Origin of the sequence: Aquitalea aquatilis (assembly GCF_005155025.1) — a bacterium.
In the GTDB taxonomy this organism is placed as follows: domain Bacteria; phylum Pseudomonadota; class Gammaproteobacteria; order Burkholderiales; family Chromobacteriaceae; genus Aquitalea; species Aquitalea aquatilis.
This window is the reverse complement of sequence record NZ_CP039731.1, coordinates 1,768,148-1,782,618: the sequence shown is the minus strand read 5'-3', so window position 1 is coordinate 1,782,618 and position 14,471 is coordinate 1,768,148. Positions and strand designations below refer to the sequence as shown.

The following is a 14,471-nucleotide window of genomic DNA, read 5'->3' as shown; positions in this document are numbered from 1 at the left end:
GGTAACAACATGATTATCAGTCCACCTATTCTCAAAACACCTCAGGGTAATGCCAGTGATGAACAGTGGCTAGCTGCTTTGATACCCTTTACCTCTCGCGGAGGTTTTCCAATTGCCAGTCGTATGGCTTGGCACGGTGGCCAACATATCGAACATACCGATACCGGAGCACAGGGGGAGCCGGTGCGTGCAATTGCCGATGGAGTGGTGGTTTATAAGCGCGACCCATCTCCTGATGCAGACAAAAAGCCTTTGGCCTATCAGGGAGCAACCGATAATGGCTGTGTGGTCATCAAGCACAGCACAGAAATTGGTGAAGGTCCGGATGGGCAGATCGAGTACTACTCGATTTATATGCATCTCAAGCAGGTTTTTGTCAAAAAAAAGCAGCCGGTCAATCGCAAGGATAGCTTGGGCAGCGTAGGTAGCTGCAACGGTAATAATGCTATCCATCTGGAAATCATCTGCGACGATGCCAATCTGAAAAAAATCGTCGGTAGAAACTCGGGCAAGCTGGATATCAGTAAGGATGGGCGGGACAAGATTGTCTACGGCGATATACATTTCTATCTACCGCCAGGCACACCATTTTTTGCTTCTATTGCATCGCCGCAAGCTCCCTCAGGAAGTGGCGCTGCGGTGCATACATCCAACGTCCCATTGTTTGTGACGATGCACTTTGAACGCGGAAAATGCCTGCTAACAACTAGGCAAAAGGATACTCAGCAAGAGGGTATCTTCATTGAGATTGGCTCGCCATTAGCAAATAGCGATGACAAATATGAGTACAGTCTTTACAACAAAGCAACTGCATTAGGGGATGCCTTCCATATTGCACCGAGCGCTGCTTACGAATTGTTGCGATTTGGTCGGGTCATCAACACTGAAAATGAAACATCGCTCTCTGCCGGTACAGTACCACATTGGCACAAGGTCAATTATCCAGGCGGCCAAGGCTGGGTTAACCTGAATGCTGTAGACATCAAAAAATTCAGCGATGCCGACTTCCCCCACTGGCTTGGCTGGACCTTGATTGAGGATGATCCTACACCGGATAGCCAATGCAACTCCCCCACGCTTGAGAAATGGCTCACAGGAAATAGTGGGAAGAAGTTGGAAAAAGGCGTACTAGCAGCCGCACTGAGCGATAGCAAAGTTCAGTCACGGCTTTCACGAACAATTTGTAAATTTCCGACTGAGTGGGAAAGATCCACAATTGATACGCGATATGCCTGGCTAAAAAGTAAAAGTGATGTATTAGACGATCCAATGGATGAGAAGAAATATGCCGAATTCAAGGGATATGTTGAATCTTTATCATTTTGGGAAGAGGCTGAATTGGAGATCCCTAGTACCCATTGGCATTTTCATCCTAGATTATTTGTTGAGCAGTTTAGGCGGTGCAACTGGATCGATAAGAACGAACTAAAGAGAATATATCCTGATGACATTCAAAAGAAAGATAAAGGAAAAATTCAGACTGCTAAAAATGGATTGAGCGAAACTATTCGAGAAAAGTATAGGAGAGAGATTTGCATCGCAATCAGAAAACATCTAATTAATAAAACTGGCTTGCGAATGACGAATTTTTTTGCGCAAGGGGCGGAAGAATCCCGTACACTTACATGGATGAGTGAATCACGATCTGAAAAATCATGCAACGACCTGTATGGTGGTAAACTTGGCAATGATCTTCCTGGTGATGGATATAAATACAGAGGCAGGGGAATTAAACAGCTTACAGGTAAATCCAACTATGCTGGCTATTGGATTTATCGAGGCAAAATAACAAGGAGTTCATTTGACTCTGCGTGGTGGTCTAAAAAGAACGCTAGAAGACCTGAAATCAATAATCCTGATTTATTAATTAATGACATCTATGCAACAATAGATGCAGGGGCATGGTACTGGGAGTCAGGACCAAGAAGAGGTGAGCCAAGGAAAAATAGTACAATTAATAAAATTATTGACGAATTTCAAGGCGATCTTAGTGCCATCGCAAGGACAGTTTGCGTGGAAATTAATGGAGGAACTAACGGACTGGAGAATAGACAGTACCATACCGTCAGAATTGCAAAAATACTAATGGACTTAGTTTAATGAATAAAAAATTATTATTTATAATTTTCCTTGCACTTTTTTATATCAGCCCTACATCGCAGGCAGAATCCATTGCATTAAAAAACAAGCAGCAAGTAAGTAAAGCCGGTGGCAATTTGTATCGCAATATAAGCTTTAGCGAAAGTGCTGGGGAAATTTATATTGATTTATTTTTGGCAAGAAGTCGAGATGGTTACGATTCAGATTCCATGCAAATATGTACATCTGCTGAAATGTGTGCAAAAGATGACTGGGCTCAAATTGGTGGAGCTGATTACTTCAATACCCCACTTTACTCTGAAGTGAATACTGTGAAGTTGGATGAACATCATATTTACACGGCATTTAATTTGTGCCAAATAAGCAATGAAAAGGGTGAGGTTTCCATGGGGGGGCAGTGCCTAACAATAACTGGGCAAAATGAAAATAAGAAGTTTGTTTATAATTCCTACTTAGGCCGTGCCTCAAAGTGCAGGCCAGATAGTATGTGCTGGCAGAAACTCGTGAAAGAAAGAGTCTCATTTTTTTCGAAATTTCTAAAAGAATATAAAATTAAAATATTTGAGCGAAGCAAGTAACTACTATTCGAACAGATACTATAGACTGATCTCAGTAATCCAAGTGAAAGCTTACAGCGCCATTATGAAAACACTCAGGGTCGGCTAGCATCAGGGGGGGGCGTCTCCCCAGTATAGAGTATACTCGCGATTTTCACGCACAACCACGCACATCTCAAGCTAGAACGACTGCTTTGTCCAAAAAATGAACGTTCATAAAGTACTGATAAGGGCGTGTACTGAATTTTGTGTAAACGGACATTTGGCAGGAAACTGCCACCTAGTCTGGAGACACAATGAGCTCGAAAAAACACGACGTACCTGACGCACTACTGAACAGCTTGCTGGCCGATTACCAGAAGCCCGAAGACCTCATCGGTGAGAACGGCCTACTCAATGACCAAGCTGCTGGTCGAGAAAGCCCTAGATGCCGAGATGGCCGCACACCTTGGTCATAGCAAACACGAGCCAGTGCTCAATCCCGCCAGCAACACCCGGAACGGCAAGAGCCGCAGACCCTCAAGGGCGAGTTCGGAGAGTTACCTATCGAGCTACCACGCGACCGCCAGGGTACCTTTGAGCCGCAACTCATTCCCAAGCACCAGACCCGCTGGACCGGATTCGACGACAAAGTCATCTCGCTTTACGCCCGGGTAGAGCCTGTCCGAATTTTTGTGTAAACGGGGTTTGGGCGACGTCCCCCCAGTATTGATCAGCCTTACACCCAGCCGGTCACTTGGCATTGCATGAATGCCCCACAACTCAATAGCTGCCGTAGAAAGCCCTGTACTCAGCCCAGACAAAGAAAAACCTCCGCGGCAGCCATGCTGCAGGCGGAGGTTTGATCTGATGCGGGCAGTGCTTACAGCATCCAGCCGATATGTGCCGGTACCTGGCCATCCACCGCCATCATCACCGACAGTGCGGTCACGGTGATGATGGAGAAGAAGAACACTTGGCGCGCCCAGATGCGGTCGTCGGTGCTTTCCTTGTAACCGGACAGCGCCATCTTCAGCCACCACAGGCTGGTGGCACAGGCTACGGCCAGGTAGCCGTAGCCGGCATAGCCGTAGAACACCAGCAGCAGCGTGGCCACGGCGAAAGCCAGGATGTACAGCACGATCTGCTGCTTGGCCTCGGAAATGCCCTTCACTACCGGCAGTACCGGAATCTTCGCGGCTTCGTAATCCTTGAAGCGGAAGATGGCGATGGCGTAGGAGTGCGGCATCTGCCACAGGCAGAACATCAGCAGCAAAATGGCCGCACCGCTGTCAAAGCGGCCACTGGCGGCACAGTAGCCCGCCACTGGCGGTACTGCGCCGGACAGGCTGCCCACCAGGGTGCCGTATACCGACTTGCGCTTCATATACAGGCTGTACACGCCCACATAAATGAGGAAACCGAACAGCGCGCAAGCCAGGGCAAGGCTATTGGTCCAGATCCCCAGTGTGGCAAAGCCGGCCACTCCCAGCACGAAACCGTGTGCCAGCGCCGCCTTGGGGCTCATGTCGCCAGTCACCAGCACCCGTTTCTGGGTGCGGGCCATGCGCGCGTCGATATCGCGGTCGATGCAGTTGTTGATGGCGCAGCCGGAGGCCACCACCAGCGACAATCCCGCTACCGTGGCCAGCAGCAGGGTCCAGTCCAGCCGACCCTGCGTGGCCAGCAGAAAACCGCCCACGGTAGAGATGAGATTGCCGAAGATGATGCCCGGCTTGGTCACCTGCAAATAACGCTTGAGCTTCAATGCAGCCTCGCTCAGCGCAGCATCAGCGCGTCGGCGGTGGAGATGATCCACACCGACAGGCCAACCAGCATCACGATGATCATCGCGGTGAACAGGAAGGAGAAGCTGTTGAGCTTGCCTTCCTTAGTGAAGTTCAGATGCAGGAAGTATTTCAGGTGCACGATGATCTGCACCACGGCAAAGCCGAAGATGCCGATCATCGTGGCCTGCTTGGTGAGGCCACCGCTCATCACCATCCAGAAGGGAATGGCGGTGAGGATGATGGCCAGCACGAAGCCGGTGAGGTAGCTTTTTACGCTGCCATGATCGGCGGCATGTTCATGTGCCTGGCTCATTACATGGCTCCTTTCAGGTAGACGACGGTGAATACGCAGATCCACACGATGTCGAGGAAGTGCCAGAACAGGCTGAGGCAGTTCAGGCGGGTCATGGCGCGGCCGGTCAAGCCGGTCTTGGCCACTTCGATCATCATCACCGTCATCCAAATCAGGCCGGCAGTCACGTGCAGGCCGTGCAGGCCCACCAGGCCAAAGAAGGATGACAGGAAGGCGCTGACATTGGGGCCGTGGCCTTCGGCGATCAGGTGGTGAAACTCGTTCACTTCCATGCCGATGAACACTGCGCCGCAGGCAAAGGTGACAGCCAGCCAGCCCAGCACGGCCGACTTGTTGCCCTTGTAACCGGCAATCATGGCAAAGCCGTAGGTGATGGAGGACAGCAGCAGGGCTGCGGTTTCACCCATCACATAAGGCAGCTCGAAGATTTCCTTGCCCGAAACGCCGGTGGCGACGTTGCGGTACAGCACCGCGTACGCCGCAAAAGCAGTGGCGAACAGGATGCAGTCGGTCATCAGATAGAACCAGAAGCCCAGCACGGTTTGCGAACCGCTGTCGTGGTGCTCGTGGTCGTCATGCGCGTCGTGCGCGTGCTCTACATAAGTACTCATCTTGGCTCAACCTGTTAAGCGGTAGTGGTGGGACGGCTGCCACGACGCGGCTTTTCAGCATCGCGTTCGGTGTAGTTGTCCACATCAATGCCCATCTGCTCGAAGTGGGCACGCTCGATTGTTTCGACTTCATCCGGCTGCACGTAGTAGTCCAGATTGTTGTCGTAGGCACGGGCCAGCATGGCACCGATGATGCCGACCAGGCCGACAATCGCCAGCCACCAGATATGCCAGATCAAGGCAAAACCCAGCAGGGTGGTGAAGCCGCCGATGTACACGCCGGTGGCGGTATTGCTCGGCATGTGAATCGGTGCGTACTTCTGCGGCACCTTGTAGGCCTCGCCCCTTTCCTTCATGTCGGTGAAGGCGTCGATATCATGCACATGCGGCACGGTAGCGAAGTTGTAGAACGGCGGCGGCGAGGAAGTGGACCATTCCAGGGTATGGCCATTCCACGGGTCGCCGGTCACGTCGGCCAGTTTCTTGCGGTCGCGGATGCTCACCACGATCTGCAGCAGCTGGCAGCCGATACCGCAGGCAATCAGCACCGCGCCCACGCAGGCCAGGTACAGCCACGGGTCCCATGCCGGATTATCGGTATGGTTCAGACGACGGGTCATGCCCAGGAAGCCCAGGATGTACAGCGGGATGAAGGCGAACATGAAGCCGCTCTGCCAGAACCAGAAAGCCGCCTTGCCCAGCTTTTCATTCAGCTTGAAGCCGAAGGCCTTGGGGAACCAGTAGGAGAAACCAGCCAGATAGCCGAATACCGCGCCACCGATGATGGTGTTGTGGAAGTGGGCGATCAGGAACAGGCTGTTGTGCAGCACAAAGTCGGCACCCGGTACGGCCATCAGCACGCCGGTCATGCCGCCGATGGAGAAGGTCACCATGAAACCCATGGTCCACAATACCGGCGGGGTAAAGCGGATACGACCCTGATACATGGTGAACAGCCAGTTGAACAGCTTCACCCCGGTCGGCACCGAAATCACCATAGTGGCGATACCGAAGAAGGCGTTGACGTCCGCACCGGAACCCATGGTGAAGAAGTGGTGCAGCCACACCATGAAGCCCAGTACCGAAATCACGCCACTGGCGATGATCATCGAGGTATGGCCGAACAGGCGCTTGCCGGAGAAGGTGGAGATGACTTCGGAGAAGATACCGAAAGCCGGCAGCACCAGAATGTACACTTCAGGATGGCCCCAGGCCCAGAACAGGTTCAGGTACATCATGGCGTTGCCACCGGCTTCCGCAGTAAAGAAGTGGAAGTCCAGGTAGCGGTCCAGGCTCAGCATGGCCAGGGCGCCGGTCAGGATGGGGAAGGAAGCCACGATCAGCACGTTGGCCCAGGTGCAGGTCCAGGTGAAAATCGGCATCTGCATCAGCTTCATGCCCGGTGCGCGCATCTTGATGATGGTTACCAGGAAGTTGATCGCCGTTAGCGTCGTCCCTATCCCGGATATCTGTAAGGCCCAGGTGTAGTAGTCCACCCCCACATCAGGACTGAAACCCAGCTCGGACAACGGCGGATAGGCCACCCAGCCGGTACGGGCAAAGTTGCCCACACCCAGCGACAGGTTGACCAGAATCACCGCCGACACCAGCAGCCAGAAACTCAGCGAGTTCAGGAAGGGGAAGGCCACGTCGCGCGCGCCAATCTGCAGCGGCACCACGATGTTCATCAGGCCGGTCATGAAAGGCATGGCCATGAAGATGATCATGATCACACCGTGGGCGGTGAAGATCTGATCGTAATGCTCTGGCGGGAATACCCCCAGATGCCCGTCAGTGGCCATGGCCAGCTGGGCACGCATCATCAGCGCATCGGCAAAGCCGCGCAGCAGCATGATCATGGCGACGATGATGTACATCACGCCGATTTTCTTGTGGTCAACCGAAGTCAGCCACTCATGCCACAGATAGCCCCACTTGCCGAATTTGGTAATGAGTGCCATCACCAGCAGGCCCATCAGGCCGGCGCCGGACAGCGCAGCCACGATGATGGGCTCGTGGAGTGGAATGGCATCCAGAGTCAGTTTGCCTAACAACATCGATTATTGCTCCTTGACGGCCGGGGTTTCGCACAGACGCTTGGTCAGTGCAGCCAGCTTCAGTTCGTCGTCCGTGGCAGCCAGCGACTGGCGGCCTGCCATGTATTTGTGCAGCACGGCATCAAACAGACGCGGTTCTGGCGTGGTGTAGAAGGCCGCGGCATTGTTCTCGCTCGGCTTGACCAGCGCGAGGTAGGCATCCGCGTTCAGCGCCTTGCCCGACGCACGGACCTTTTGCACCCAGGCATCAAACTGTTCCGGCGTTTCGGTGGCAATGGCATTGAACTTCATGCCGGAGAAACCGGCACCGCTGTAGTTGGCGGAGAAGCCCTTGTAAGTGCCCGCCTCGTTGGCCACCAGATGCAGCTTGGTTTCCATGCCGGCCATGGCGTAAATCTGGCCACCCAGTTGCGGGATGAAGAAGGAGTTCATCGCGGCATCCGAGGTAATGCGGAAATTCACCGGCACATTCTTGGGGAAGGCGATCTGGTTGACGGTGGCGATGTTCAGATCCGGGTAGATGAACAGCCACTTCCAGTTCATGGCCACCACCTGCACGTTGATCGGCTTCTTGTCCGAATCCAGCGGGCGGTAGGGGTCGAGCTTGTGGGTGGTATTCCAGGTCACCACCGCCAGACAGGCCACGATGATGATGGGGATGATCCAGACAACGGCTTCGATCTTGTTGGAGTGCGACCACTTGGGGGTGTAGATGGCATCCTTGTTGCTGGCGCGATACTTCCAGGCAAACAGGAAAGTCATCACGATGACCGGGATGACAACCAGCAACATCAGCAGGGTGGCCGTGATGATCAGGGACTTTTCATCCGCCGCTACCTGTCCTTTGGGGTCAAGAATGCCACCTTGACACCCCGAGAGCAGTACAGCCAGCACGGGCGAGAGTCCCCACAACAGGCGGGTGGGTCTAAAGTTTCTCATCATACGACTTTACGGGTTAAAGATTCGTTGCTCGCGCCTTGGCGCGGGTGACAGTGCACGGCCTGGCACTGTCGGTGATGCAGCAGCCGGCAACAGGGCCGACCCGGCGGGCAGAGCGCACGACCTTGCCACTCTACCCGTAATGAATATCATTCCATCCCCATCTGCCCAACCCTCCCCGCCAGCACCAGTCATCACGCGCTGACCATGCTGTTGCTGGATGGTCTGCGCCTGTGCAGACCGCCGCCAAACGGAAAAGGTGAAACGGTATACGGCCAGCAGATCTGGCCGGCAGCGCCGTCATGCCGCAGCGCACAAACGGGGGCTGACAACGCTGCGACAATTTGTCACAGTGACGGGCGCGCTATTACAAATCAGTTTCATTCCCCAGGGCAAGCCGTCACTGCCGGGCATTGCCCGGAAAACCGCATCAAAATGGTGCATGCTTGATTTATGTCAATATCAAGATGGCAGCTTCATGATAAGCGCAGCAAGGATTTACGCCTTTCGCATGGTCTGTGCGATACCGCACACGGATTGTTGCAATTAGTTACAAAAAACACCCACCAGCCAGAACAGAAGCGCGCAGCAGAAGCTGCCAGGCATGAAAAAACCGCCGCTTGCAAGCAAGACGGCGGTGTTGTGTATGGCGAGGTAACTATGCGGCAGACAAGCTGTCATTGCCGGCCCTGGCCGGGCAGAAACTACACCGGCAATGCAGATTGCGAACCGGCGATCAGCGTTCGAGCGCCAGGATGGCCTCCAGATCCTGATCCACCTTGCGCATGCGTTCGTACAGCTCGCCCGTGCTGTCCACCATCTGGTCCAGCTGCTGCTGACTGCTGCCCGAGGACGCCGCCAGCTTGGCCAGCAAGTCCATGACCTGCTGCATTTCCTGGGCAAAGCTGCCGACATGGGCATTCATCTCGCGCATGTCCACACCCACCTGCTGCACCCCGCTCATCACATGCTCCACCGCGCCACCGGTGGCATCCAGATTCGACTGGGTGTTGTTGGCCAGCTTGCGCACCTCGTCGGCCACCACGGCAAAGCCACGGCCGGCCTCGCCCGCCCGCGCCGCCTCGATGGCCGCATTCAGCGCCAGCAAATTGGTCTGCTCGGCAATCTTCTTGATCATCAGCATCACGTCGCCAATCTGGCGCGCGTCTTTTTCCAGCTCAACGATACGCTGACTGACATTGGCGGAAGTCTTGTTGCCCTGCTCCACGCTATCGGAAAAACGCGCAATTTCCTGCTGGATGGCGATCAGATGCGTGACCAGCTCGGCAGAGGCCTGGCGGAACAGCGGCAGGCTTTCCATCAACTGGCTGGCAAAGCTCTTGTAGCCCTGCAGCTCGTGGATGACCTGGGTTTTCATACGGTCAATACAGTGGGCACGCGATACTTCGCGGCTGTAGAAGTAATTCTTGAAGTTGGCGTAGTGCACCGGGAAACGCTGCACAAAATCGTCCTGGAAGTTTTCCACCGCCGGATAGAAGAACACTGCGGTCTGGGTCTGGTTGATGTTCACCCCCAGCAGCTCGCCGAAGGAGGAGAAACCGGCCACCGGGATATTGCCGTAGACATTGCTATTGGCCAGCGCGCCGCTGTTATTGAGGCGGCGCAGGATGCAGTCGTTGAGCAAACCGCCAATGGCCGCCGGCTTGCCCTGGCTGAAGCGGGAAAAATCACTCTGCGTGCGCTCCACCAGCCCCTCTTGCTTGAGCAGGTGCAGTTCTTCACCAAACGACAGGTCACAGGCGAATTGCAATACGCCCTTCTCGGCATCCACCCCCAGCACGGAACGGACAAACATCTCGTTCTTCAGCTTGATGCCGAAACTGAATTTGCCCAGCCGCTCAGCCACTTCGGCAGGTCGACAGGAAAAATGGCGCGCCAGCACATCCACCACATTGCACACCTTGCCATCGCGGTCGAATACCGACTCGACCCGGCGCAGTTCCGAGCTGGCCTTGGCAATGGTGAAGGCCGTGCCGGTTTCCTGGAAGTTCTGCGACTTGAACACGCCATAGCGATAAGCCGGTGCCAGCTTGATGAACACCAATACGGCATGGCCATCGCGCGCGCTCTGGCCATCATGCAGGCGGGTCATGCTGAAATCCAGCGGACCGCCGGCCGAGCCGCCGATAAACAGGTAGGGAAAGCGGTCCGACTCGTAAATGGCTTCCATCAGATAGCTTTCGCTATTGGACAGGCCATCCACCAGGGTCAGTACAAAACCTTCCTGATAATTCATGGAAAACGACGGCTGCACCCGCGACAGATTGTCCACCAGACGGCGCACCCGCTCATCATGCCCCAGCTTGGGCTGGCCGGACTTGATGTCCTCGCAGGCCAGCGGCACGCTGGCTACATGCACGTCAGCCAGCACCTGCTGGTCGAACAGCTGGAATACCATGCTGTCCCAGCCCGGATTGGCCGGCAGGTAGAGCGCATCACCCGCCTTGGCCGAGCACAGTTCACCCGCCGTGGTGGTCAGTACCACCTTGGCCCCCGGAAATGCCGTAGCAGCACTGCGGGCGACCTGGTCCAGATTGGCGCTCGGGTTGATAAACCCCAGCACCAGCTTGATGTCGCTGCGGCTGGCAGCGCGCAAATCATTATCCATGGAGCTGCTACGCGTGCGGATAAGCTGGATGGGGTCTAGCCCGAGATGGCTGGACCGCGTGGCGTTTGTTGTCTTATTACGCTTGAAGAACATCCCGACTCTCCCATTGCATTGTTTTTACTAATTATCATTCACATGCAAAAAACATGAACCACCTTGATATTAGCAAGAAAAATCCCAAATTTATTGTGGTTATTCTTAAGTCATGAACTAATTCGCTCACCGGCCAGCCATGCGGCAAGGTTGAGTCTGCCGTCGCCAAGCGCCATACTCCTCCGGTATTGAATCAACCCGATGGATTGCATGGCATGACTTACCGTATCGTGTTTGTGGAAGACGACCCCGACCTGGCCGAACTGATCAGCGACTTTCTGTCCCGCCACGAGATGGACGTGGTAATCGAACCGCGCGGCGATACCGCGCTGGCCACCATTGAGCGCGAGGCCCCCGACATGGTGTTGCTGGACATCATGCTGCCAGGCAAGGACGGCCTGTCCATCTGCCGCGAATTACGGCCGAACTTTGACGGCCCCATCATCATGCTCACCTCGCTGGACAGCGACATGAACCAGATTCTGGGGCTGGAGCTGGGCGCCAACGACTACATTCTGAAAACCACCCCGCCCTCGGTGCTGGTGGCACGCCTGCGCTCGCAGTTGCGCAATATGCGGCCAGCTCAGCCGGCAACGGAAACCCAGCCGCTCAAGACCCAGCGCAAGCTGGTATTCGGCCAGCTCTCCATCGACCCGGTCAGCCGCGACGTCATCCTGGAGCGGGAGAAAGTGGCCCTGTCCACCTCGGACTTCGACTTGCTATGGCTGCTGGCCAGCCATGCCGGCGAAACGCTCAACCGCGACATCCTGCTCAAGGAAATGCGCGGCGTCAGCTATGACGGGCTGGATCGCAGCATAGACGTAGCCATCTCCCGCCTGCGCAAAAAACTGGGCGACAACCCGACCGAACCCTTCCGCATCAAGACAGTGCGCAACCGCGGCTATCTGTTCTCGCTGTCCGGCTGGGAATAAGCATGCGGCGTCTGTTTATCCAGTTTTACCTGCTGCTGGTCACCTGTTTCATGGTGGCGGTGGTGATGGTGGGCGCGGTATACAAGCAAGCAGTGGACGATGTGGGCGAACGCTATCTGTCCGATCTCCTGCGCACCACGCTCTCGCTGATCGAGGCCGACCTGCACGGCATACCGGAAGACCGCTGGACGGAAACGCTGCAAAGCTCGAATCACGACTTCACCTTCAAGGTCACGGTAGAAAAGCAAAGTAACTACCTGCTGGACGAGGAATCGGAAGAAGCGCTCAATCGCGGCGAGATCGTGATGCTGGAAGACAAATACCTGTTCCTGCAGAAGATCGAAGACAGCAACTACCTGCTGGTGGCTGGTCCGCTGCGCTACCTGTTCTTCCTGCATCAGCTCAAATCGGTGGATTACGCCTTGCTGGCGCTGTTGGGCCTGTCGCTGGCGATACCGGTATTCCTGTGGATGCAGCCACACTGGAAAGATCTGGTTACGCTGGAAAAAACCGCCGGCAAACTGGCTGGCGGTGATTTCTCGGCACGGGTCCACCTGCCCAGCCGCTCTGGCGTGCGCCAGGTTGCCGCCGCCTTCAACCACATGGCGGACAGCATCGCTGCCCTGTTGGCCAGCAAGAAGGCGCTGACCAATGCGGTGGCGCACGAACTGCGCACCCCGCTGGCGCGGCTGCGCTACCGGCTGGCCCTGCTGGAAGGCGACGAAGACTCCCCGGCCAAGAAAGCCATTGAAAAAGACCTGGACGCCATCGACTCGCTGGTGGAAGAGCTGTTGTTCCATGCCAAGCTGGACCGGCCGGAAGCGCCGCTGCAACTGAACCAGTTCAATGCCATTGCCTGGGCCAAAGAGCGTATCCACGAACAGGCCACGCTGGCACCGGACCTGAACTGGATAGAACCATCCGGCCAGGAGCTTGATTTTCTGGCTGACCAATACCTGGTCACCCGGGCGCTCGACAACTTTCTGTCCAATGCGCGCCGCTATGCCGAGAGCACCATCCAGACCACGGTTTGTGTGGAAAACCGCAACTGCATCATCATGGTGGATGATGATGGCCCCGGCATTCCGGAGACGGATCGCGCCCGTGTGTTCGACCCCTTTATCCGGCTGGATGAAAGCCGTGGCCGCAAGACTGGCGGCCATGGTCTGGGCCTGGCGATTGTCGCCGGCATCGCCCGCCTGCATCACGGTGAAGTACTGGTGGAGAAATCGCCATTGGGTGGAGCGAGATTCATTCTTCGTTGGCCAACATGAGAATGTACATTTTGTTACATTGAGAAACATCGCACGGGTAGACGTTGCGGTGCAGCACCGTTAGGATGCCCCCCTGAATAGGACTATCTGTCCTCCTTCAAACTTGATTTTCAAGATGAACTTAGGAGTTTTACAAAAATGAAAAAGCTGGCTCTGCTCGCTCTGACCGCCGCCTTCGGCCTGACCTCCACTGCTTCCTTCGCTGCTGACACCTCCGCTCCGGTAGCTATCCACAAGGCCAAGAAGGCTGAGAAGAAAGTAAAGAAAGACGCTTCCGCTCAGAAGGCTCAAGCCGCAGAAGCTTCCGCTCCGGCCAAGAAAGCTAAAAAAGTAGCCAAGAAAGACGCTTCCGCTCAGAAAGCTCAAGCTGCTGAAGCCTCCGCTCCGGCCAAGAAAGCTAAAAAAGTAGCCAAGAAAGACGCTTCCGCTCAGAAAGCTCAAGCTGCTGAAGCCTCCGCTCCGGCCAAGAAAGCTAAAAAAGTAGCCAAGAAAGACGCTTCCGCTCAGAAAGCTCAAGCTGCTGAAGCCTCCGCTCCGGCCAAGAAAGCCAAAAAAGTAGCCAAGAAAGACGCTTCCGCTCAAAAAGCTCAAGCTGCTGACGCTTCCGCTCCGGCCAAAAAGCACGCTAAAAAGCACCACGCTAAAAAGCACGCTGCCAAGAAAGTAGACGCTTCCGCTCAGAAAGCCCAAGCTGCTGACGCTTCCGCTCCGGCCAAAAAGCACGCTAAAAAGCACCACGCCAAAAAGCACGCTGCCAAGAAAGTAGAAGCTTCCGCTCAGAAAGCTCAAGCTGCTGACGCTTCCGCCCCGGCCAAGAAAGCCAAGGCTAAGAAAGTAGCCAAGAAAGACGCTTCCGCTCAAAAAGCCCAAGCTGCTGACGCTTCCGCTCCGGCCAAAAAGCACGCTAAAAAGCACCACGCTAAAAAGCACGCTGCCAAGAAAGTAGAAGCTTCCGCTCAAAAAGCTCAAGCTGCTGACGCTTCCGCTCCGGCCAAAAAGCACGCTGCCAAAAAGCACGCTGCCAAAAAGCACCACGCTAAAAAGCACGCTGCCAAGAAAGTAGAAGCTTCCGCTCAGAAAGCTCAAGCTGCTGACGCTTCCGCTCCGGCCAAGAAAGCCAAAGCCAAGAAGGCCGCTTCCGCTGCCAAGTAATCGGCATGGAATCAACAGCTGACTACGGTTGGCTGTAGCCATACC

At 55.1% G+C, this 14,471-nt stretch carries 11 protein-coding genes and 2 pseudogenes; 6 read left to right on the top strand and 7 right to left on the bottom strand.

Annotated elements, in window-relative coordinates; translation table 11 throughout:
- Positions 1–9: 9 nt before the first annotated feature.
- The 3 genes and pseudogenes from FAZ30_RS08290 to FAZ30_RS21000 all read left to right on the top strand — a co-directional run.
- The gene (locus tag FAZ30_RS08290) at positions 10–2,100 is read left to right on the top strand and encodes a peptidoglycan DD-metalloendopeptidase family protein (RefSeq protein ID WP_124645393.1); all 2,091 of its coding nucleotides are present in this window, start codon (positions 10–12) and stop codon (positions 2,098–2,100) included.
- Positions 2,100–2,678: a hypothetical protein gene (locus FAZ30_RS08285; protein ID WP_124645392.1), complete on the top strand. Its 579-nt coding sequence runs from the start codon at positions 2,100–2,102 to the stop codon at positions 2,676–2,678. Before FAZ30_RS08290 ends, FAZ30_RS08285 begins: the two co-directional genes overlap by 1 nt.
- A gap of 479 nt (positions 2,679–3,157) precedes the next feature.
- Positions 3,158–3,337 (top strand): annotated as a pseudogene (locus tag FAZ30_RS21000) (transposase); the annotation flags it as partial.
- Positions 3,338–3,519: 182 nt separating this feature from the next.
- Here the strand turns inward: FAZ30_RS21000 and cyoE are convergent.
- The 7 genes and pseudogenes from cyoE to FAZ30_RS20990 all read right to left on the bottom strand — a co-directional run.
- Positions 3,520–4,455 (bottom strand): heme o synthase, encoded by a 936-nt coding sequence (gene cyoE, locus FAZ30_RS08275; protein ID WP_246043421.1) that lies wholly within the window; start codon positions 4,453–4,455, stop codon positions 3,520–3,522.
- Entirely contained in the window at positions 4,416–4,739 is a 324-nt protein-coding gene (gene cyoD / locus FAZ30_RS08270) for a cytochrome o ubiquinol oxidase subunit IV (protein WP_137009253.1), read from the bottom strand. Before cyoD ends, cyoE begins: the two co-directional genes overlap by 40 nt.
- A complete protein-coding gene (cyoC, locus tag FAZ30_RS08265) occupies positions 4,739–5,350 on the bottom strand; it encodes a cytochrome o ubiquinol oxidase subunit III (RefSeq protein WP_103525800.1) in 612 nt (203 codons plus the stop codon). Before cyoC ends, cyoD begins: the two co-directional genes overlap by 1 nt.
- Before the next feature lie 14 nt (positions 5,351–5,364).
- Positions 5,365–7,407: a cytochrome o ubiquinol oxidase subunit I gene (gene cyoB, locus FAZ30_RS08260; RefSeq protein WP_137009251.1), complete on the bottom strand. Its 2,043-nt coding sequence runs from the start codon at positions 7,405–7,407 to the stop codon at positions 5,365–5,367.
- A gap of 3 nt (positions 7,408–7,410) precedes the next feature.
- Positions 7,411–8,301, bottom strand: coding sequence for a ubiquinol oxidase subunit II (cyoA, locus tag FAZ30_RS08255; RefSeq protein WP_233578661.1), 891 nt, complete (start codon positions 8,299–8,301; stop codon positions 7,411–7,413).
- A gap of 781 nt (positions 8,302–9,082) precedes the next feature.
- Positions 9,083–9,913 carry a methyl-accepting chemotaxis protein gene (locus FAZ30_RS20995; protein WP_370449679.1) on the bottom strand — a complete coding sequence of 277 codons (831 nt, stop codon included), beginning with the start codon at positions 9,911–9,913 and terminating at the stop codon, positions 9,083–9,085.
- A pseudogene (locus tag FAZ30_RS20990) lies at positions 9,896–10,975 on the bottom strand (FIST signal transduction protein); the annotation flags it as partial. The pseudogene FAZ30_RS20990 and the gene FAZ30_RS20995, both read right to left, overlap by 18 nt.
- A 308-nt stretch (positions 10,976–11,283) precedes the next feature.
- Between FAZ30_RS20990 and rstA the strand changes: the two are divergent.
- From rstA to FAZ30_RS20570, 3 genes are all read left to right on the top strand, one after another.
- Positions 11,284–12,000 carry a two-component system response regulator RstA gene (gene rstA / locus FAZ30_RS08245; RefSeq protein WP_124645387.1) on the top strand — a complete coding sequence of 239 codons (717 nt, stop codon included), beginning with the start codon at positions 11,284–11,286 and terminating at the stop codon, positions 11,998–12,000.
- Positions 12,001–12,002: 2 nt separating this feature from the next.
- Positions 12,003–13,274, top strand: a complete 1,272-nt coding sequence (gene rstB / locus FAZ30_RS08240; protein ID WP_124645386.1) for a two-component system sensor histidine kinase RstB — start codon at positions 12,003–12,005, stop codon at positions 13,272–13,274.
- Positions 13,275–13,412: 138 nt separating this feature from the next.
- Positions 13,413–14,426 carry a hypothetical protein gene (locus FAZ30_RS20570; protein WP_205676655.1) on the top strand — a complete coding sequence of 338 codons (1,014 nt, stop codon included), beginning with the start codon at positions 13,413–13,415 and terminating at the stop codon, positions 14,424–14,426.
- Positions 14,427–14,471: the final 45 nt, after the last annotated feature.